Annotated in this window: 17 protein-coding genes; 7 read left to right on the top strand and 10 right to left on the bottom strand. The window is 58.2% G+C overall.

The features are described from left to right. The first annotated feature begins 89 nt into the window (after window positions 1–89). Window positions 90–935, top strand: coding sequence for a site-specific integrase (locus CJU81_RS04990; RefSeq protein WP_095035744.1), 846 nt, complete (start codon window positions 90–92; stop codon window positions 933–935). A 117-nt stretch (window positions 936–1,052) separates the two neighbouring features. Here CJU81_RS04990 and CJU81_RS04985 read toward each other — a convergent pair whose 3' ends face one another. Together CJU81_RS04985 and CJU81_RS04980 are read right to left on the bottom strand one after the other, a co-directional pair. After that, a complete protein-coding gene (locus tag CJU81_RS04985) occupies window positions 1,053–2,141 on the bottom strand; it encodes a polyamine ABC transporter substrate-binding protein (RefSeq protein ID WP_095035743.1) in 1,089 nt (362 codons plus the stop codon). A gap of 50 nt (window positions 2,142–2,191) precedes the next feature. Continuing rightward, entirely contained in the window at window positions 2,192–3,493 is a 1,302-nt protein-coding gene (locus CJU81_RS04980; RefSeq protein ID WP_095035742.1) for an NAD(P)/FAD-dependent oxidoreductase, read from the bottom strand. A 156-nt stretch (window positions 3,494–3,649) separates the two neighbouring features. Between CJU81_RS04980 and CJU81_RS04975 the strand changes: the two genes are divergently transcribed. Together CJU81_RS04975 and CJU81_RS04970 are read left to right on the top strand one after the other, a co-directional pair. Continuing rightward, the gene (locus CJU81_RS04975; protein ID WP_095035741.1) at window positions 3,650–4,546 is read left to right on the top strand and encodes a LysR substrate-binding domain-containing protein; all 897 of its coding nucleotides are present in this window, start codon (window positions 3,650–3,652) and stop codon (window positions 4,544–4,546) included. A 261-nt stretch (window positions 4,547–4,807) separates the two neighbouring features. Continuing rightward, the gene (locus CJU81_RS04970; protein ID WP_095035740.1) at window positions 4,808–6,364 is read left to right on the top strand and encodes a TerC family protein; all 1,557 of its coding nucleotides are present in this window, start codon (window positions 4,808–4,810) and stop codon (window positions 6,362–6,364) included. Between the two features lie 43 nt (window positions 6,365–6,407). Here CJU81_RS04970 and CJU81_RS04965 read toward each other — a convergent pair whose 3' ends face one another. The 6 genes from CJU81_RS04965 to CJU81_RS04940 form a co-directional block, all read right to left on the bottom strand. Beyond that, on the bottom strand, window positions 6,408–8,828 hold the full coding sequence (locus CJU81_RS04965; RefSeq protein ID WP_095035739.1) for a glucose/quinate/shikimate family membrane-bound PQQ-dependent dehydrogenase: 2,421 nt from the start codon (window positions 8,826–8,828) through the stop codon (window positions 6,408–6,410). A gap of 509 nt (window positions 8,829–9,337) precedes the next feature. After that, window positions 9,338–9,850: a MepB family protein gene (locus tag CJU81_RS04960; protein ID WP_095035738.1), complete on the bottom strand. Its 513-nt coding sequence runs from the start codon at window positions 9,848–9,850 to the stop codon at window positions 9,338–9,340. Beyond that, entirely contained in the window at window positions 9,847–10,272 is a 426-nt protein-coding gene (locus CJU81_RS04955) for an N-acetyltransferase (RefSeq protein ID WP_095035737.1), read from the bottom strand. Before CJU81_RS04955 ends, CJU81_RS04960 begins: the two co-directional genes overlap by 4 nt. Window positions 10,273–10,670: 398 nt before the next feature. After that, window positions 10,671–12,158, bottom strand: a complete 1,488-nt coding sequence (locus tag CJU81_RS04950) for an MFS transporter (protein WP_095035736.1) — start codon at window positions 12,156–12,158, stop codon at window positions 10,671–10,673. A 376-nt stretch (window positions 12,159–12,534) separates the two neighbouring features. Further along, window positions 12,535–13,248: a FadR/GntR family transcriptional regulator gene (locus tag CJU81_RS04945; protein ID WP_095035735.1), complete on the bottom strand. Its 714-nt coding sequence runs from the start codon at window positions 13,246–13,248 to the stop codon at window positions 12,535–12,537. Window positions 13,249–13,354: 106 nt separating this feature from the next. Further along, the gene (locus tag CJU81_RS04940; protein ID WP_095035734.1) at window positions 13,355–15,091 is read right to left on the bottom strand and encodes an IlvD/Edd family dehydratase; all 1,737 of its coding nucleotides are present in this window, start codon (window positions 15,089–15,091) and stop codon (window positions 13,355–13,357) included. Between the two features lie 191 nt (window positions 15,092–15,282). Between CJU81_RS04940 and CJU81_RS04935 the strand changes: the two genes are divergently transcribed. From CJU81_RS04935 to CJU81_RS04925, 3 genes are read left to right on the top strand one after another with little or no spacing between them, the layout of a single operon-like run. Continuing rightward, window positions 15,283–16,605 (top strand): MFS transporter, encoded by a 1,323-nt coding sequence (locus tag CJU81_RS04935; RefSeq protein WP_095035733.1) that lies wholly within the window; start codon window positions 15,283–15,285, stop codon window positions 16,603–16,605. Between the two features lie 16 nt (window positions 16,606–16,621). Then, a complete protein-coding gene (araD1, locus tag CJU81_RS04930; RefSeq protein WP_095035732.1) occupies window positions 16,622–17,614 on the top strand; it encodes an AraD1 family protein in 993 nt (330 codons plus the stop codon). 12 nt (window positions 17,615–17,626) lie between these two features. Further along, a complete protein-coding gene (locus CJU81_RS04925) occupies window positions 17,627–19,210 on the top strand; it encodes an aldehyde dehydrogenase (NADP(+)) (protein WP_095035731.1) in 1,584 nt (527 codons plus the stop codon). 135 nt (window positions 19,211–19,345) lie between these two features. Here CJU81_RS04925 and CJU81_RS04920 read toward each other — a convergent pair whose 3' ends face one another. Beyond that, window positions 19,346–19,681, bottom strand: coding sequence for an ArsR/SmtB family transcription factor (locus tag CJU81_RS04920; protein WP_254924775.1), 336 nt, complete (start codon window positions 19,679–19,681; stop codon window positions 19,346–19,348). 47 nt (window positions 19,682–19,728) lie between these two features. Between CJU81_RS04920 and CJU81_RS04915 the strand changes: the two genes are divergently transcribed. Then, window positions 19,729–20,820 carry an NADH:flavin oxidoreductase/NADH oxidase gene (locus tag CJU81_RS04915; protein ID WP_095035729.1) on the top strand — a complete coding sequence of 364 codons (1,092 nt, stop codon included), beginning with the start codon at window positions 19,729–19,731 and terminating at the stop codon, window positions 20,818–20,820. 62 nt (window positions 20,821–20,882) lie between these two features. On the opposite strand, the gene CJU81_RS04910 is transcribed toward CJU81_RS04915, so the two are convergent. Beyond that, complete coding sequence (locus tag CJU81_RS04910) at window positions 20,883–21,512, bottom strand: glutathione S-transferase family protein (protein WP_095035728.1); 630 nt, start codon at window positions 21,510–21,512, stop codon at window positions 20,883–20,885. Window positions 21,513–21,514 lie beyond the last annotated feature (2 nt).

Raw genomic sequence — 21,514 nt, 5'->3', positions numbered from 1 at the left:
TACCGCCGCTTTCTCCCTTGGTGCTGAACCCGGTGCAAACGCCTGTGGCGCTTTACCTTCAGCGGCTAGCCCCCTCCAGCCGCCAGACCATGCGCTATGTCTTGCAGGAAGCGGCAGACCGCCTGGGCGCTGAAGAGGTGGCGATTGATGAGTTCCCTTGGCATCAACTGCAACCGGGGCATATCACCGCGCTGGTGGCCGCATTGCGCGAGGACGGCTACGCGCCGAATACCTCGTCGCTGTACGTCAATGCCATTCGTGGGGTGATGAACCAGGCATGGCAACAAAACCTGATCACCCAGGATCATTTGCTCAAGATCCGCGCCGTCAAGGCGGGGGGCGGTTCGCGGCTGGTCAAGGGGCGTAACCTGCGCCGCAACCTTATTCGCGAGCTGATGGACGTCTGTGCCGCAGACCCGCGCCCGCAGGGGCTCAGGGACGCGGCGATCATCGCGATCCTGTATGGCTCGGGAATGCGCAAGTCCGAGTCGGTGAACATGGACCTGTGGCAGGTCGATGTCGAACAGCGCAGCTTGCAGGTGCTGGGCAAGGGCAACAAGGAGCTGATCAAGTTTGCCCCGGCCTGGGCCTTTGAAAAACTTGAAGCCTGGCTGGCATTTCGCCGGACCAATCTGCCCGACGGGGTCGAGGATGACAGCTTCCTGTTCAATCGCATCCGTCGCGGCAATCACATCACCCGTGACCGCCTGACCAAACATGCCATTTACTACATCGCCAAGCAGCGGGGCAGGCAGGTGGGAGTCGACATCATGCCCCACGACTTTCGCCGTTCGTTTATTACCCGGGTGATCGAAGAGTACGACGTATCGATCGCTCAAAAGCTGGCGCACCACGCCAACATTGCCACCACGGTCAGCTATGACGTGCGTGATGACAATGAGCGGCGCAATGTGACAGATCGGTTTTTGCTGTAAGAGCGCAACCTGGATTTGTGAGAGCGAGCCTGCTCGCGAAGCAGGCGACACGCGTCTAGAAAACTGTGGGACAGCATCGCGAGCAGGCTCGCTCCCACATTTCAGTTCAGGAATGCATCAAGTATTGGTCTTGAGCTTGGTCCACAAACGTGTGCTCAGGCGAGCGATCTTGGCGGGCAGGTCTTCCACGGTAAACAGGGTGTCGATCACTTCACTGGACGGGTAAATCGCCGGGTCCTGCTTCACGTCCGGCGCCAGGTACGCGTCTGCCGCCTGGTTAGGGTTGGCGTAGTGGATATGGTTGCTGATGTTGGCAATCACTTGCGGGGTCAGCAGGTAGTTCATGTAGGTGTAGGCATTCTTCTCATGGGGTGCGCTTTTAGGCATGACCACCATGTCCAGCCATAACGTTGAACCTTCCTTGGGGATCGAGTAGGCGATATCGATCCCGTTCCTGGCTTCCCGGGCACTTGCCGCAGCCTGTACCACATCACCGTTGAAACCGATCACCGCACAGATATTGCCGTTTGCCAGATCACTGATGTATTTGGATGCATGAAAATACTGAACATAAGGTCGTATTTTCAGCAGCGCCGCTTCGGCTTTCTTGTAGTCCTCAGGCTCATGGCTATGGTGCGGCAAGCCCAGGTAGTTGAGCGTGATCGGCAGCACTTGCGTCGGGTTGTCAATGATCGCTACACCGCACTGGCTCAGTTTTTTGATGTTGTTTTCATCGAAAAACAGGCTCCAGGAGCGGGTGACATCCGTGGTGCCAAAAATCGCCTTGATCTTCTCGACGTTGTAGCCGATCCCCGCCGTGCCCCACATATAGGGGTAGCCGTACTGGTTGCCAGGGTCGTTGACTTCCAGTTTTTTCATCAACACCGGGTCCAGGTTTTTCCAGTTGGGCAACTGGCTCCTGTCCAGTTTCTGGATGGCGCCGGCCTTGATCAGGCGGGACATGAAGTGGTTCGAAGGGCTGACCACGTCATAGCCGGTATTGCCGGTCATCAACTTGGATTCCAGCACTTCGTTGCTGTCGTGAATATCGTAGGTAGCCTTGATCCCTGTTTCCTTGGTGAAACTGGTCAGGGTGTCGTCGGCGATATAGCCGTTCCAGTTGGAAATATTCACGCTCTCGTCGGCGTGGCTGACGGCCGAAAACGCTGCGAGCATGACCGCAAGGGAAACCGTGTTGATGTGCATGTTCAATCACCTTTTCAAGGAGCTTTTATTCTTTTGTGGTGTGAGAGTGTTCAGATTTCTGTTTTGGCTCTGACGGCTTCCATGCGCATGCGCAGCGCTGCACCGACGTCAAAAAAAGGCCGAGGCGGCAACCAGCCCGGCTGCGCTCTGTCCATGACCGATTGCAGCAGGGGCGAGCTGGCGCCGCTGGCCAGTTCGGCCAACAGGCGCCCCCACAGGGTTCCCCGGGCAACGCCGGAGCCATTGCAGCCGGCCACGGCATAGATGCCTTCCTCGACCTTGGCAAAGTACGGCTGGCCACTGCGGGTAGCGCTCAGATGGCCAGTCCAGGTGTAGTGGATGTCTTGCTCGCCGAGCCCCGGGAAACGACGTTGCAGGCCAAGCGCATGGTGTTTTCGACGCTGCAACAGGTCATTGTCAGACAGGTCGCGCGTACGGTATTCCGCGGTATTACGGATCATTACCCGACGATCCGGGGTCAGTCGCACTGTGGCGCCCAGCGGCCGGGTCGACAGCACGCCCCAGGGCTCGACATTGCCGATGGCCTGGTATTCCTTGTCAGTCAGGGGGCGGGTAAGGCTGGCGCTGAGCTCCATCGGGAAGGTTGCACTCTTGTCGATCCCGGCGCGGGGGATAAAGGCATTCAGGCATACCAGTACCTGTGCGGCTTCAATGCTGCCCTGGCTACCCTTGGCCCGGATGCGTCCGCCACTCAGGCGTTCAAGCCCGGTGATGTCGGTGTTATCAAAAAGGCTGACATTGGCCGGCAAGGCATCCAGCAGGCCCTTGACGTATTTCGCCGGCTGCAACAACGCATTGCCATTGCCGCACCAGATGGCCGCCTGGTAATGGCCGGTGCCGAGCGTTTGCGCCAGTTGCGCGCCTTGCAGAAAGTGCGCAGATGCGCCGACTGCCTGCAAAGTTTTGAGCTTGGCTTCAACTTGGGTCAATTTGCCCGGGTCGTTGACGGCGAAGTAGTAGCCCGAATCCCGGTAGTCACAGTCGATGCAGTGGCGCGCAATGCGCATGCGCACTTCATCACCGGCCGCCTGGCCGATGGTCGAGTCCACGGCATAGCCGGCAAAACCGCTATTGCCGATCAACTCGTTGTCGCCCGGGTTTTCATGGGCCACCGCGTAACCGGAGTTGCGTGCCGATGCCCCTTGGGCAGCACGTTGCCGGTCGACAATCACGATACGTGCCTGCGGGTGCAGTTGTGCCAGGGAATGGGCGGCACTGAGGCCGGTGATACCCGCACCGATAATCAGCCAGTCGGCTTTCTCTATGCCTTTGAGGTGATCACGGCTGGGGGAGGTTCCTGCCAGGGCAATCCAGCCACATTCATTCTTCACGATTCACCTCATTTGCCTGTCATGGCGCTGAGCGGCGTTTTAATACATGCGCTATTTGCATGGCTGGCCGCTGCTGGCGCGGGTTTTAGATGGAATTTATGCTGTACCAAGTGATATAACCAACGCTATTAATTCATTGATTGATGCAAAAAACACATGGATAAGGTTCGTCACGTACCGTCATTGCAGGGTTTGCAGGCACTGGTTGAGGTTGCCGAATCGGGCAGCTTCACCCAGGCAGCGCAGACGCTGTGCCTGACCCAAAGCGCAATCAGCCGGAAAATCCAGCAACTGGAAACTCACTTTGGTGTGACGTTGTTTGCCAGAACCAGTCGCAGCGTGCGCATGACCGTCGAAGGCGAACAGGTGCTGGCCAGTGCCCGCGGGATTCTGGAGCAGTTAAAGCTGCTGGAAGATCGCTTGTCGCCGCAAAAAAGGCCGTTTCGTATCCGTATGCATGTGTCGCTGGCCGTGCGCTGGTTACTGCCCAAACTCAGTGACTTCTACTTGCAGCATCCGGACATAGCCTTGTCGATTGAAACGGTAGCCACCGAGATAGTCGAACCGGCCAGCGACAGTGATGCCTACATCCTGTACTTGCCCCGACCCTCCACTGATCCGGCCTGCATGGCTTTATTCGACGAGGCTCTGGTACCGGTGTGCGCTCCCAACTTGGGGCCGCTGACGTCAATGGCGGATCTGGTGCGCTTTGCGCTTTTACATCGCTCGGCCGACCAGCAAGCCTGGATCGACTGGCTCGCCGCCAATGACGGCATGCCGCTGCACAGTTACCGGCATATCCCGTTCAATCTCGATGAACTGGCCCTCGATGCTGCCGCGCGTGGCCTGGGGGTTGCGGTGACGGACATGACGCTGGCGGCCGAGTCCATTCAGCGCGGGGTACTGGTGATTCCCTTTGGCGAACCGTTGAAAACCGGTGGCAACTATTCGTTGTGCCTGCAACCTGCGGCGCACTTGCACCCGGCGTGTCCGGCGGTGCTGCAATGGTTTGCCCGTCAGGTCGAGCAAGGCGCAGGAGAGGGGACTTGTTAAATTTTGTAATAAGTCCGCTCGCGGGCGTTGTGCTGATTCGCTGTAGGATTGCGTCCCCAATTCACTAAAGGCTTGTATGAACACCCTTCAGGAACCACCCAGTCGCAGCTCTGAACCTGCGCCCCTTCTTCGCTTGATCACCTCTGTCGAGCGTGCTTTACCTTTCTCCAGCCCTCCGTTTTGCGTTAGCCCATTTGCGGCTACGCTTGTCTGTGCGCGCTCGTCGTTAACCCTGAACCTTCGTGAGATTGACTGATACCTATGGAATGGATTGCAGATCCCACGGCCTGGCTCGGCCTGTTGACGTTGATTGTGCTGGAACTGGTACTGGGCATTGATAACCTGGTGTTTATCGCCATCCTGGCGGACAAGTTGCCGCCGGAGCAGCGCGACCGTGCCCGGGTGATCGGCCTTACGCTTGCACTGGTGATGCGCCTGGGCCTGCTGGCCAGCATCTCGTGGATCGTCACGCTGACGGCGCCGTTGTTTGAAGTGTTCGACAAATCGTTCTCGGGTCGCGACCTGATCATGCTGTTCGGTGGTCTGTTCCTGTTGTTCAAGGCGACTATGGAGTTGCATGAACGACTGGAAGGGCATGTGGCCGAACGCACATCAAACATGGGCTACGCCATGTTCTGGCCGATCGTGGCACAGATTGTGGTGCTCGATGCCGTGTTCTCCCTGGATGCGGTGGTAACTGCTGTGGGCATGGTTGAACACCTGTCTGTGATGATGATCGCGGTGCTGTTCTCGGTCGGTTTGATGATCATTGCCAGTAAACCCCTGACCAAATTCGTCAACAGTCACCCGACGGTGATCATGCTGTGTCTGGGCTTCCTGATGATGATCGGCTTCAGCTTGACCGCCGAAGGCCTGGGCTTCCACATTCCCAAGGGCTACCTGTATGCAGCCATCGGCTTCTCGATTCTGATCGAAGTGCTGAACCAGATTGCCCGTGCGCGTCGCAAGAAAAGCGTGCAGGGGCTGCGGCCGATGCGCGAGCGTACGGCTCATGCAGTGTTGCGTTTGCTGGGCGGTCGTACCTTGAGTGCAGATGAAGTGGGCGAAGACATTGCTGACATGCTTGAAGGCGGCGAAGACAAGGAAGTTTTCCACCGACGCGAACGCGTGATGATCAGTGGCGTACTGCAACTGGCAGAGCGCCCGATTCGTACCGTGATGACGCCTCGGGCCGAGATCGATCATATCGACCTCGCGGATTCAGCAGACACCATTCGCACGACGCTGATGCACTCGTCGTACTCTCGACTGCCGCTGATCCGCGAAGGCCGGGTTGACGAGCCGCTGGGCTTTATTCATAAAAAGGAATTGCTCAAAGAACTGTTGGCTGGTCACGAACCTGATCTGGAAGCCATGGCCCGCAAGGCCATCAACCTGCTGGACAGTTTCACGATACTCAATGCTCTGGAGCAGATGCGCAAAGAGTCGACGCACATTGCGTTCGTCATCAACGAGTTCGGTGACTTTATCGGCCTGTTGACCATGACTGACATTCTTGAGTCGATCGCGGGTGAACTGCCGGATGCCAGCGAGATAGAGGGCCCCAATATCGTTGCCCGGGAAGAGGGTTATCTGGTCAGCGGCGCCTTGAACCTGAGCCAGATTCGCCAGCACATCGGCTTTGCAGCCAAGGCCACAGATGACTATCAGACACTTGCCGGTATGGTAATGAGTTTGCTGGATCGTCTGCCGATGATTGGCGACAAGCTGACGTGGGAAGGCTGGGCCTTGACCGTAGTCGAGGTAGAAGAGCGGAGGGTGACGCGGGTGTTGCTGAGCAAGGCGCAAGCGGCATAAACCGTGCGGGAGCTGGCAGGCCAGCTCCCGCACGGACTAACGCTTAGTTGCTTTCAGGCAGCGCGTAAGCAATCACGTAGTCACCGCGATCCGGCGACTGGCGGGCACCACCGGCGGTGATGACGATGTATTGCTTGCCGGTTTTAGGCGAAACAAAGGTCATCGGGCCGCCCTGGCTGCCAACTGGCAAACGGGCTTTCCAGGCTTCTTCACCGTTGGCCGAGTTAAATGCACGCAGGTAGAAGTCTTGAGTGCCGGCGATGAACACCAGGCCACCTTGAGTGGACAGCGTACCGCCCAGGGTCGGCATGCCGATCGGCAGTTGCAGACCCATCTTGATACCCAGCGGGCCGGTATCCTGCACCGTACCGACCGGTACTTGCCAGGCGACTTTCTGGGTTTTCATGTCAATGGCGGTCAGCGTGCCGAAAGGCGGTGCCTGGCACGGAATACCAGCCACCGACAGGAAGCGGTTCTTATTCACCGCATAAGGCGTACCCTTGAGCGGCACGGCACCCATACCAGTGTTCAGCGCTTCGCCGCCAGAAGAGGCCTTGGCGTCTTTTTGCTGTGGCACCATCTGCACCCACAAGCCCAGACGCATGTCGTTGACGAAGATAAAACCGTGTACCGGGTCAGTCGACAGGCTGCCCCAGTTCATGCCACCCAGCGACCCCGGGAAGCTCAACGACACGTCAGTGCCCGGCGCGGTGTACAGACCTTCGTAACGCATTTTCTTGAAGGAAATACGGCACAGCATCTGATCGAACGGGGTGGCGCCCCACATGTCCGATTCGGTCAGAGTCTGCGCGCCAATCTGTGGCATGCCCACGGATTTTGGCTGGGTCAGCGAGTAGGGCTCGTCGGGGATGTTCGAGGCCTTGACCGGTACTTCTTCGACTTTGGTCAGCGGCTGGCCAGTGTGGCGATCAAGCACAAAAATCTGCCCGGCCTTGGTGCCGATCACTACCGCCGGAACCTTGCTGCCGTCCGCTTTGGCGAAGTCGATCAGACTCGGTTGCATGGGCAGATCGAAGTCCCACAGGTCATTGTGGACGGTCTGGTACACCCACTTTTCTTCGCCAGTGGTGGCGTTCAGTGCCAGCACCGATGCGCCATACTTGTGGTTCAGCTCGGTACGTTCAACACCATAGATGTCGGTGGACGAGCTGCCCATCGGCAAGAATACCGTGTTCATCAGCGGGTCATAGGACATCGGTGCCCAGCTGTTCGGCGTGCTGCGAACGTAGGTCTTGCCTTCTGCCGGTGCTTGCTTGTCCTGCGGGTTGCCAGGGTCGAAAGCCCAGCGCATGGCGCCGCTCACCACGTCGAAACCACGGATCACACCACCAGGCATATCGGTCTGCACGTTATCAGCCACGCGACCGCCAACCACCACCGTGGTACCTGCCATCAAAGGAGCGGACGACAACTGATAATAGGAGTCAGGCACATTGCCCAGGCCGGCCTTCAGATCAACCTGACCATTGCTGCCGAAATCCGGGCAGAACTGGCCGGTGTCGGCATCTACCGCGATCAGGCGTGCATCGATGGTATTGGTCAGCAGGCGACGCTGGCAGGCTGCGCCCGGTGCAACGGTGACTGCAGCGGCCGGCGTGCTGCCGTCAGTCGGCTGGGCGACGGCGCTGGTGGCATCGAAGTAAGCCAGGCCACGGCAACGCTGCCAGACCGCCGATTTGGCGTTGATGTTGTTCTTCCACAGCTCTTTGCCGGTATCGGCGTCCAGCGCGATCAGGTTGTTGTGTGGCGTACAGATAAAGACTTTGTCGCCCACTTGTAGCGGGGTCATCTGGTCTTCTGCGCCATTGCCATCACTGATGGCCACATCGCCGGTCTGGTAGGTCCAGGCCGGTACCAGCTTGGAGACGTTGCTGCGGTTGATCTGATCCAGTGCGGCAAAGCGGCTGCCACCTTCGTCATTGCCGTAGTGAGCCCAATCTTTCTGGGCTTTGGCCGGATCAACCTTGGTCAGGCCCGGGCCGTCACCGGTCGGTGCGATCGAGGCGTGAGGCTGGAACATGCCCCAGAAACCGGCGGCGATGGCCACGGCCAGCACTGCGCCCAGCGCATAACCGGCGTTGCCGCTCAGGCCATTGGCCTTACGCAGCGAAGGGTAAGCCAGCGCCACGACCAGGCTGAGCACGGCCAGGGCAAACAAACGTGAAACCAGCGGCCAGAACACCAGCCCGGCATCAGCCAGGGCCCAGATCACACTGGCGACCATGACGCCCGCGAACAGCCAGGCACCGGCCAGACGCCGCTTGAACAGCAACACGGACGAGACGACCATGCCCAGGCCTGCAAGCAGGAAGTACAGGCTGCCACCAAGTGTGGCGAGGTAGCCACCACCGGCGACGAAGAGCAAACCGAAAACCAGCACACCTAAAGCGGCGACCCAGATGGGCCAGCGGCTTACGGCTGCCGAAGGTTGAGTGTTATTCATTGTGCATGACCCTATTGATGCATGAACGGTTGGGAGGAGGGCATAGCTTTTAACTGTAGCGGCTTGCAAGGCAGGCGTAGGCGTGTACGGCGTTTCTGCGTGTCGCCGAGGCCTTGAACAGGCCAGATCGACAGACCGGGAAACGTCCGAAACAGTTATGTACTAAACGGTTAGTTTTATAACTTTAACAAAAACCTGGCCCTGCGACAAATTGTCAGTGCCGGGTGACAGAGGAGGCCGCAGCTTTGTTGCAGAACCGCGAGGGCCAATCAGGCATAGGGCAGGCCATTTTTATGGGAGAAATGCCATTTGCATCCCACAATTACAGCAAGCGCAAGGGAGATAAAGCTCACGGCTCAAGCGTGTGCGCTGGCCACAAGGGTGGTGGTCCGGGGCTTGAATGACGTTTAGGGCGGGGAATGGAGAAGTGCCCAAAAAGACGTTATTTATAACTCTACTAAATAGTTCTTTAGTTTAGTTATATCTAGAATGCATATATAAGCCTAAGACTACACGCAGTTGAAAAGGCTGCGAATACGTACTATTGAGGCCGGTTCAAAGGGAGAAATCGCGACAAAACACTCGGTTTGCCACGTTTTAGACTGTACGGCCTGGCGTGCTACAGGCTGGCTCCAGGGAGGATAAACACGAAATGCACGCTTGCCGCCGCGACCATTCATGGCAAAGACACCTCGTGACAACAAGGTCTCACGATCAAAAACGAACTGTCCGCAGTGTCCTTCAGCAGACACATGAACCACCACGAAATCGATGTCATCCGCGCTATCCAGTGGCGCAATTTCGCCGCCTGGGCAAGGTCGTTTCCACAGGGTGACGAACTGGCCGACCTTGGTTGGCGTCACTTTGGCTACCCTGAAGACAACCTTGCGACCTGCAAGAGTAAAGCGCAAACCGCCATATTCCCGGGCTTCACTGTCTACCGAGTAATCAGCCGGATGCGTTAAGGCTGCGGGCAAATACAGGCTCTCGATAGCTGTCAGTAAAGGCTGTGGGAGGATCATGTGCGGTACGCCATCAGGTATTCAGTATGACCTGTCTGCTCGTCAATTTGCTCGCGGACCACAGCAAAACCCTGCGAGCGATAAAAGGCCACGCTGGGCGCATTCTCTTTGTAAACCGCAAAGCTCAACTCGCCACGAAGGTTTTTCGCATGCTCAAGCAACTGTTTGCCCAGGCCTTTGCCTTGATGATCCGGGTCAACAAACAGCGCGGCCAGTTGATTGCCCAGCAAGGAGCAAAACCCCTGGACGCTGGATGGGTCTTCAAGCACATAGGTCTCTGATGCCGGGATGTAAACATCACGCATCGTTGCTGTATGGGATTGCCAGTAAGCCGCATCGATAAAGTCATGTGCCTTAATCGATGCGCTCAGCCAGATTTCCACAACACGTTCCATGTCGTGTTGTTCAAATGCTCTGATCATTTGTCATTCCATTGTGGCGGGTGCAGCACGAAGGTGGTGATTATGCCGTAACGCAATCAATCAGAGATCGGTACAGAACGGGCGAATTGTTCGATATGGTTTCCGAAAGATTCAGGATTGACCTGAAGAGCGATTCGCCGCCTTGAAATCTGACCTCCACTGGCCCTGACAGGGTCACGCGCAATTACGCATAATGTATATTATGTTAAATTAAGGATGATCTTATAAAAACTCTTGAGCATCCAAACGGCATTTGCGCCAATCGCGAACACGCGGCGATCCACGCCAAGTGCAACGACCAGCGGTGAATCCATCTCCCCCCTAGAAGCCGTCGTAGTGGCTTGTCCTGGCCAGTAAGCGTAAACAGGGAAGCTTGGATTCCCGCGCAGACGACTTTTTCAATTGGCTGCACGGGAATGATCCGACCTGTCTTTGTGATGCCTCAACACAAACCAGACCAACAGGCTCAATACCCCGACCAGTGCAGCCGCCGTCAGCAAAACCATGCTGTGGGAGGCACTAAAAGCCTTTTGCCCCGCTGCAGCAAGCTGCTGGCCTTGAAAGCCACCCAGTGTTTTTGCCGCAATCATCGTTTCACCAATAGACCGCACGGCTGTCTCGGCCATGGCAGATGGAATGCCATCAGGCAGCTGTATGGATTTTTCATAAGTGGATACCAGAAGAATTCCGAAAATGGTGATGCCCAATCCGGTGCCAAGGTCGTAACTTGTGGCCTCAAGGGCTCCGGCAGAGCCCGCTTTCTCCATTGGGATACTGTTCATGATCGCCACTGACGAGGCGGTTAAACCAATGCTGAGGGAAAGCCCCAGAGCCACCAGCATCACAATAACGGCCACCCCGCCGCTGCCCAGGTGTATTTGGGCCAGCCCGACCAGACTTGCCGCGGACACCAGCAATGAGCAACTGGCAACCCACCTCAGGCCAATCGCCCTAAGGATGACGCCTGCAAGAGGCCCACCGATTGCAGCCGCAATCATCAGCGGCATCATGAAGATACCGGCCTCCAGGGGGGTACGGCCCATAACGAACTGCAGTTCTTGAGCCAGCAGCAATTCGAACCCGGCAAGCGCCCCCATGGTTACCAGAGCCATGACGATACCCGTGCTGACCGCCGGAATGGAGAAAAGGCTCAGATCAAGCATCGGGGTCGAGGTATGAAGTTGCTTGCGTACAAACCAGACAAGCATCAGCGCTCCGAATACAAAACAGGCACCGGTAACGAATAGAGAGCTGTTGGTTTTGAAGCCCGATTTAAGGGCGTAAACACTTGCCATGACACCCAGGATCAGAATCACGGACTGGCCGATGGTCCAGTTTCCATCGCCGACCACACTTCGTCGTGGTATGTAGGCGATCACTAAGGGGATGACCAGCAGCATCACGGGCACATTGATCAGGAAGACCGACCCCCACCAGAAATGCTCCAGCAATGCGCCCCCCACCAAGGGCCCGATGGCGGCACCGGTGGAGGCAACAGCACCCCAGATACCCAGCGCTACGGCTTGATCGCTCTGATCTTCAAAGGTTTGTCGAATAATCGCGAGGACACTGGGCATGACCATAGCGCCGCCGAATGCCATGAACGCCCGTGCCCCGATCAAGGATCCGACATTGGGAGAAAAGGCGGCCAATATCGAACCTGCGCAGAAGATACCCAGCCCAGCCAGCAGCATTCGGCGATGGCCGACCCTGTCCGCCAGCGTGCCCATGGGAATCAGCAGGCTGGCCATTAACAAGGGGTAGATGTCGATGATCCACAGAATCTCGGTACCCGTTGCTTGCAACGCAAGGGTCAGTGACGGAACCGCGACATGCAGAATGGTGTAATCCAGGACAATCGGCATAAAAGCCAGAATGACCGACATGAGGACTAACCAACGGTTTGAATTGCCATTAGACACAATAAAGAGACCTTATTTACCGGGATCCCGGCTTTCAAACGCTTGTCAGCCATTTGAAGCCGTTGTTGTTACCACGCTTGCGCCCCTAGGCTGCGCCGCGATGCTAACCGATATCCCCGCTCTTTCCCGCCGTGCAAATGTGAAGCTTTGTGAAGTCGCAGGTTTGAACCAGGACGATCCATCCCCGCCCAGAAAACCGCATGAAAAGACAATATCGGCGCCCGGGCAGCGCCCTGCTCGCCCTCTATCGCCTCGGTCAAATGCTGCCAGGGTAAAAACACTCAACTCTGCCAATGTGCGCCGTACCAGGTCGAATCGGGCTCGCCGGTATCAACCGCCCTCACCCTTGGCTCAACACCACATCCAGCGCCATGCGTGCGTCTTCGAGCTGTACCAGGGTGGCCTGGCGCGCGCCCAAAGCGTCGCGGCTTTCGATCGCGGTCAAGATTGCCTTGTGCCGTGGCAGGGCAAGTTCGTGCAGGTTGGGTCGACGGTTGGAGTGCTTCATGGCTTCGCGCAAGGCCAATGACAGCATGTTGCACAAGTTGGCCAGCAAGTCGTTATGGGTTGCGTCGGCAATACGGCTGTGAAAGTCCAGGTCGGGTTGCAGCAGCTCTTCAGGGCTGGAGGCATTTTCCATGCGTTGGTAGGCTTCATGGATCGATGCTACATCTTCTGCAGTTGCATGCTGGGCTGCGAGCGCTGCCACGGCGGGCTCAATAATGCTGCGCACGGTGGTCAGCAAACCAAAAAATTCATTTTGGGGCGAGGCCTGCAGCAACCAGTGCAACACATCAGGGTCGAGCATGTGCCACTCGCGGCGTGGCTTGACCACGGTACCCACCCGCGGCCTGGAGTACACCAGGCCTTTGGCAACCAGCACCCGGGTGGCTTCGCGCAATACCGGGCGGCTGACCGCATATTCTGTGCAGAGCAATGCTTCGGCAGGCAGTTTGTCGTCGGATTTGAAGCGCCCGGAGACAATCTGCAGGCCGAGTTCCTGAACGATGCGCGTATGCATGCTTTTGCGGTCGGAGGGCTGACGATAATCCATGGGGCGCAGGTCGATCCTTTCGGTTGAAAGCGCGGATCATAGCAGGCGCGGGTTCAATCGCGCCTGCATGATTGTCATGCCGGGCTCGCTTTGCCGGTGGCGCCACTCAGTGGGAATGACGGGGTACTTCCGATCCTCGGCAGCCCACCAGGAAATCGAAATCGCAGCCTTGGTCGGCCTGCATGACATGGTCGATGTAGAGTTGGCGGTAGCCGCCAATCAACAGTTTTCTTGGTGGCTCGATATCGGCCAGGCGAGCGGTCAGTTCGGCATCGGAGATATCCAGATGCAGGCGTCCGCTGGCACAGTCCAGTTCAATCCAGTCACCTTCCTGCACGGCCGCCAGTGGTCCGCCGGCTGCGGCTTCCGGTGCCACGTGCAGCACCACTGTGCCGTACGCCGTTCCGCTCATGCGGGCATCGGAAATGCGCACCATATCAGTCACGCCCTGAGCCAGTAGCTTGGCGGGCAGACCCATATTGCCCACTTCGGCCATGCCCGGGTAACCCTTTGGTCCACAGTTCTTCATCACCAGAATCGAGTCGGCAGTGACCGCCAGCTCAGGGTCATTGATGCGGGCCTTGTACATGTCGAAGTTCTCGAATACCACGGCCTGCCCGCGATGTTTCATCAGGGCCGGGGTCGCAGCGGATGGCTTGAGTACCGCGCCCAGAGGCGCCAGGTTGCCGCGCAATACGCAGATACCGCCGTCGGCGACCAGCGGGTTATCGATGGCCCGGATAACTTCGTCGTCGCCATAGATCGGTGAGTTTTTAACGTTCTCCCACAAACTCTTGCCGTTGACGGTCAAGGCTTGCGGATTCGGAATCAGGCCGTTCTCACCCAGGCGCCGCAGCACGGCCGGCAGGCCTCCGGCATAGTAGAATTCTTCCATCAGGAAGCGTCCCGACGGCTGCAAGTCCACCAGGGTCGGTGTGCCCTGCCCTATGCGGGTCCAGTCATCCAGCTCCAGGTCCACGCCGATCCGCCCGGCGATGGCCTTGAGGTGAATCACGGCGTTGGTCGAACCGCCAATGGCGGCATTGACCCTGATCGCATTTTCAAAGGCTTCCCGAGTCAACACCTTGGACAGGCGCAAATCTTCGCGGACCATCTCGACGGCGCGCATGCCCGACATATGGGCCAGCACGTAGCGGCGCGAATCCACCGCCGGGATGGCCGCGTTATGGGGCAGCGATGTGCCCAGGGCTTCAGCCATGCAGGCCATGGTCGAGGCCGTACCCATGGTATTGCAGGTGCCCGCCGAGCGCGACATGCCGGCCTCGGCCGAGAGGAATTCGTCGAGGCTGATGGCGCCGGCTTTGTACGACTCGTGCATCTGCCAGACGATGGTGCCGGCGCCGATGTCCTTGCCTTTGTGCTTGCCGTTCAGCATCGGCCCACCGGTGACCACAATGGCCGGGACATCACAGCTGGCCGCGCCCATCAACAGCGCCGGGGTGGTTTTGTCGCAACCGGTCAACAGCACCACGCCATCGATCGGGTTACCGCGAATGGCTTCTTCCACATCCATGCTCGCCAGATTGCGCGTCAGCATGGCGGTAGGTCGCAGGTTGGATTCACCGTTGGAAAACACCGGGAACTCGACCGGGAAGCCACCAGCCTCGATGACACCGCGTTTTACGTGCTCGGCGATGGTCCGAAAGTGAGCATTGCAAGGCGTCAATTCCGACCAGGTGTTGCAGATACCGATGATGGGTTTGCCCTGGAACTGATGATCGGCAATGCCCTGGTTCTTCATCCAGCTGCGGTACATGAAACCGTTTTTATCAGCGCTGCCAAACCATTGGGCAGAGCGCAGAGGAGGAAATTTGTCTGACATGATGGCGGGCTCTTATTGTATGACTAATTGTTTTCCGTGCCGCTAAATTAGCCGTAAAAAAGCCATTGTGGAAGAGTTGTTGGTTAAATAGTAATACTATATAGTCGTTTTTCACTGAGAGCTGATCCTGGCGAAAACCCGCTTGAGGCCACTCCAGAGGTGCCATAACAAAAACAATGGGAGACCGTCTCATGAGCCAGGAACTCCGGCTTATTCGTCGCATTACGCTTAAACTCATTCCCTTCCTGATCCTGCTGTACCTGATTGCTTATGTAGACCGTTCAGCGGTGGGCTTTGCCAAGCTGCACATGGGCGCGGATATCGGCATTGGCGATGCCGCCTATGGCCTGGGCGCCGGGCTGTTTTTCATTGGTTATTTCCTGATGGAAATCCCCAGCAACCTGATGCTCGAGCGTTTCGGCGCACGGCGCTGGTTTGCCCGGATCATGGTCACCTGGGGCGCCATCACCATTGGCATGGCCTTTGTGCAGGGGCCGCACAGCTTCTATGTCATGCGTTTCCTGTTGGGGGTCGCCGAAGCGGGATTCTTTCCTGGCGTGCTGTACTACATCACCCAATGGTTCCCGGTCCGCCATCGCGGCAAGATCCTGGGCCTGTTTATCCTGTCGCAACCTATCGCCATGATGATCACCGGGCCCGTGTCCGGCGGCTTGCTGGGCATGGATGGCATCCTTGGCCTGCATGGCTGGCAATGGCTGTTTATTGTGATCGGCATGCCCGCCATTCTGTTGACCTGGCCCGTACTGCGTTACTTGCCGGACGGTCCGCAACAGGTCAAGTGGATGGATCAGGGTGAAAAGGACTGGCTGCAAGGCGAGCTGGAAAAGGACTTGCAAGCCTACGGCCAGACCCGTCATGGCAACCCCTTGCATGCGTTGAAAGACAAGCGCGTGTTGCTGCTTGCGCTGTTCTACCTGCCCGTCACCCTGAGTATTTACGGGCTGGGGCTGTGGCTGCCAACCTTGATAAAACAGTTTGGCGGCAGTGACTTGAGCACCGGGTTCGTGTCTTCGGTGCCCTATGTCTTCGGCATTATCGGCTTGCTCATCATCCCTCGAAGTTCCGACCGCCTCAATGATCGTTATGGTCACTTGGCAGTGCTCTATGTGCTGGGCGCCATCGGCCTGTTCTTCAGCGCCTGGCTGACGGTCCCGATGCTGCAACTGGCGGCCTTGAGCCTGGTGGCGTTCTCGTTGTTTTCCTGTACCGCCATCTTCTGGACATTGCCGGGACGCTTCTTCGCCGGTGCCAGTGCCGCCGCCGGCATTGCCCTGATCAACTCGGTGGGCAACCTGGGTGGCTATATCGGACCGTTTGTGATCGGTGCGCTCAAGGAATACACCGGCAACCTGGCCTCGGGCTTGTACTTCCTGTCCGGGGTGATGCTGTTCGGGTTATTCCTGACGTTCGTGGTGTATCGCACCCTCGAGCGTAAACACGTGCTCCAGTCGAGCGAATTTGCCGCCAGCGCCCGCGCGGCGACTCATCTTTAATCAAGGGACACCCGATATGCGTTTAGTACAATTTGAACTCAACACCGGCGAGCGTCGCGTCGGCCTGGTAGACGGTAACCTGGTACATGAAGTGTCGGGGGCCAACAGCGTGCGTGATTTGGCCCTCGCTGCCATCGAAGCGGGTGTGAGCCTGGCACAGCAGGTCGACCAGCACGGCCTGGGCATTACCCATGACTATCCGGCGTTGTTGGCCGAGTTGCGTATCCTGCCCCCTCTGGATCACCCGGACCCGGCCCATATGCTGATTAGCGGTACGGGCCTGACCCACCTGGGCAGCGCGTCTGCGCGAGATAAAATGCACCAGCAGGCCGGTGACGAAGCGGCGCTGACCGACACCATGCGAATTTTCAAATGGGGAGTGGAAGGCGGAAAGCCCGCCGCCGGTCAAGCGGGGGTGCAACCGGAATGGTTCTACAAGGGCGATGGCAGCATCGTCGTACGGCCTGGAGTTGCATTTCCACTGCCACCCTTTGCCGAAGACGCGGGCGAGGAGCCGGAAATCGGCGGCCTGTATGTTATCGGCCATGACGCGAAACCCTATCGACTGGGGTTCGCCGTAGGTAATGAATTCTCCGATCACGTGATGGAGCGCAAAAACTACCTGTACCTGGCCCATTCCAAATTGCGCAGCTGCTCGTTTGGTCCTGAACTGCGGGTAGGTGCATTGCCCCAGCATTTGTCGGGCCGCAGCCGGATCCTGCGCGATGGCGAGGTGCTGTGGGAAAACGAGTTTTTGAGTGGCGAAGCCAACATGTGCCACAGCCTGGAAAACCTTGAATATCATCACTTCAAGTACAGCCAGTTCCTGCGTCCGGGTGATGTGCATATCCACTTTTTTGGCACGGCGACCCTCTCGTTCGCCGATGACATTCGCACACAGCCGGGTGATCGCTTCGAAATCAGCCAGGCCGATTTCGGCGCGCCTTTGATCAACGGTATCACCCCGGTCGATGGGGTCTTCGCGCCCGGCGGCATCGGCACACTTTAAAGGAAACCCCCAATGACTCAGATTCTCGGTCACAACTACATCGGTGGCCAACGCAGCGCCCTGGGCAGCGTTATCGTCAAGAGTGTCGACGCCAGCACCGGCGAGCCCCTCGCCTACGACTTTCACCAAGCCACCCCCGAGGAAGTTGACCATGCTGCCACAGCTGCCGCGTCGGCATACCCGGCCTACCGCGGGTTGAGTGCGGAACGCCGCGCCAGGTTTCTGGACGCGATCGCCGATGAGCTGGATGCCCTGGGTGATGACTTCGTGGCGGTTGTCTGCCGGGAAACTGCATTGCCTGCGGGTCGTATTCTGGGTGAGCGTGGGCGCACCAGCGGACAAATGCGCCTGTTCGCCAAGGTGCTGCGCCGTGGTGATTTTTATGCTGCACGCATCGATCAGGCACTGCCGGATCGCACTCCGCTGCCTCGTCCCGACTTGCGCCAGTACCGCATTGGACTGGGGCCGGTGGCGGTGTTTGGCGCCAGCAACTTTCCTTTGGCGTTCTCCACAGCGGGCGGTGACACCGCCTCGGCGTTGGCAGCCGGCTGCCCGGTCGTGTTCAAGGCCCATAGCGGGCACATGGCTACTGCAGAATGGGTCGCCGATGCCTTGATGCGTGCCGCCGAACGCACCGGCATGCCCGCCGGAGTCTTTAATATGATCTACGGCGCCGGCGTTGGTGAGGCGCTGGTCAAGCATCCGGCGATTCATGCCGTCGGTTTTACCGGCTCGCTCAAGGGCGGCCGCCAGTTGTGTGACATGGCGGCGGCACGCCCCCGGCCAATCCCTGTGTTTGCCGAGATGTCCAGCATCAACCCGGTGATCGCCCTGCCCCAGGCCCTTGTCGTACGCGGCGCCAGCATCGCCCGCGAACTGTGCGCCTCGGTTGTGCAGGGTTGCGGGCAGTTCTGTACCAATCCGGGGCTGGTCATTGGCCTGCGCTCGGTTGCATTCACGGCCTTCATTGAACAGTTGGCCGGGCAGATCAGCGAGCAACCTGCGCAGACCATGCTTAATCCCGGCACCTTGCGCAGCTACGGCCAAGGCCTGGACAAACTGCTTGCCCATGACGCTATCCAACGCCTAGCCGGGCAGGCGCAGCAGGGCAATCAGGCATGGCCGCAGCTGTTCAAGGCTGATGTCAGCCTATTGCTCGGAGGGGATGAGGTGTTGCAGGAAGAAGTTTTCGGGCCAAGCACCGTGGTGGTTGAGGTTGAGGATCAGGCTCAGCTCAGTGCCGCGATAAACAGTTTGCATGGCCAACTGACGGCCACCTTGATCGGCGAAGTGACTGACATTGAACAGTTCGGCGAACTGACTGCGCTGCTGGAGCAGAAAGTCGGACGCATCCTGCTCAATGGTTACCCGACCGGCGTGGAAGTCTGCGACTCGATGGTCCATGGCGGCCCCTACCCGGCCACCTCCGATGCCAGGGGCACTTCAGTGGGCACCTTGGCGATCGATCGTTTCCTGCGCCCGGTGTGTTTCCAGAACTACCCTGACAAGCTGTTGCCTGACGCATTGAAAAACGCCAACCCTCTGGGCCTTCACCGCCTGGTGGATGGTCAATTGTCAGACCGCTCGCTGGGTTGATCCTGGCGTAACAGAGGGAAATTGCCGAGACCACAGGATCACGTGCGCAGATACCAGTGTGTCTGCGTTACATGCCCGTGCGCGTCGGTTGTGGCGGTTGCGACGCCCCAGGGTTGAAGAGGCGTCGCCAGTCACTCAGGCCTGGGACAGGATGCAATCCAGCAAGCCTGGGAAGCGCTGATTGAGCTCCTGCGTGCGCAGTGAGTTCATGTGCGTGGTGCCGATATTTCGGGTATGAACAAGCCCTGCATCGCGCAAGACCCGAAAGTGATGGGACATGCTGGACTTGGGTCGACCACCATCCAGCTCGCCGCACGAGGCTTCAGTGACGCCCGCAAGGTAGCGGACAATCTCGAGACGGACGGGGTCGCTCAGGGCGTAAAGCAAACGCTCGAGAATAAAGTCAGATGGAACAGGATGTTTGAAGGTACGCATGTGTCGATGATAACGAAGGCTTTTAATGAATGCCATACTTCGATTACTATCGAACAAGCGAATCAATCTACTGGAGCCTGCCCATGTCTGCCCTGTTCGAACCCTACACCTTAAAAGACGTCACCTTAAGAAACCGCATTGCCATTCCGCCGATGTGTCAGTACATGGCAGAAAACGGCATGGTCAATGACTGGCATTTGGTCCACCTGGCCGGTCTGGCAAGGGGCGGCGCTGGCCTGGTTGTGATCGAGGCGACGGCCGTTTCCCCGGAAGGACGTATCACCCCCGGATGCGCAGGCATCTGGAGCGATGCCCATGCCCAGGCTTTTGTACCTATGGTAAAGGCGATCAAGGATGCCGGTTCTGTGCCCGGTATTCAGATCGCGCATGCCGGTCGCAAAGCCAGCGCCAACCGGCCCTGGGAAGGCGATGATCACATTCCTGAAGGCAACCCCGAGGGTTGGCAGACGATTGCGCCCTCGCCTGTCGCGTTTGGCGCCAACCTGCCTAAAGTCCCCAAGCAAATGTCCCATGAAGACATTGCCCGCGTGCGCCAGGACTTCGTGGATGCGGCACGTCGGGCCCGCGATGCCGGGTTTGAATGGATCGAGCTGCACTTTGCGCACGGCTACCTGGGCCAGAGCTTCTTCTCCGAGCACTCCAACCAGCGCACCGATGAGTACGGTGGCAGCTTTGAAAACCGCAGCCGATTCTTGCTTGAGACGCTGGCCGCTGTACGTGAGGTGTGGCCGGAGAATCTGCCGCTCACTGCGCGCTTCGGGGTTATCGAGTACGACGGGCGCGATGAGCAGACCCTGAGTGAATCGATCGAGTTGGCGCGACGCTTCAAGGACGGTGGGCTTGACCTGTTAAGCGTCAGTGTAGGTTTCACCATCCCGCAAACCAATATCCCGTGGGGCCCCGCCTTTCTAGGCCCGATCGCCGAACGGGTGCGTCGTGAGTCCGGTCTGCCTGTGACTTCTGCATGGGGCTTTGGTACCCCGCAGCTGGCAAATGCCGCTATAGAATCTCGCCAGCTGGACCTGGTGTCCGTGGGCCGGGCGCACTTGGCGGATCCACACTGGCCGTACTTTGCAGCCAAGGAACTGGGGGTAGAAAAGGCCTCCTGGACACTCCCAGCGCCCTACGCGCACTGGCTTGAACGCTACAGATAAGTTCGATTCCACCCTCTGTGGGAGCGAGCCAGCCCGCTCCCGCATCACCAGACGCACCCCAACTATTCGTCGAGTTCACTCTCGAGCTTCAATGCTCGTTTCCAGCTGTCCAGTGCCGCCAGACGTTGCAGGTAAGCCTGCAGGTGCGGGTACTGCGCCCCGCACTTCATCTGCTCGACCACTGTGATAGCAACAAAGGCCAGCATAAAGTCAGCTCCTGACAATGTGTCCCCCACAATAAAGGTTCTGTTCGCAAGCGCACTGTCCAGAAACCCCAGGACTTTATCAAACTCAGTCCGGGTGTAGCCGTCCAGGAACTTGAGCTGAGTCCCGGCATTGATCTCAAACTGGGTAAACAGCTTGAGTAGCACCGGCACCATCGCCGAGCTTTCCGCAAAGTGAATCCATTGCAGGTATTGAAGATAATCCGGTGAGCTGAACGCGGGCTCCAGCCGGGGCGCAAACCGGCGGATCAGGTATTCGACGATGGCGCCGGATTCAACCAGCACCTGCCCGTCCAGCTCAATCACCGGTGACTTGCCCAGGGGGTGAATGTTTTTCAGTGAGGCCGGGGCGAGACGAGTGGCAGGGTCACGCTGATAGCGAATCAGGGTGTAAGGCTCTCCCATTTCCTCAAGTAGCCAAAGGATACGCAGCGATCGGGACGCGTTGAGGTGGTGAAGTGTGATCATAA

Source organism: Pseudomonas fragi (genome assembly GCF_002269505.1).
Lineage (GTDB): Bacteria > Pseudomonadota > Gammaproteobacteria > Pseudomonadales > Pseudomonadaceae > Aquipseudomonas > Aquipseudomonas fragi_D.
This window is presented reverse-complemented; position numbering and strand designations above follow the sequence as displayed.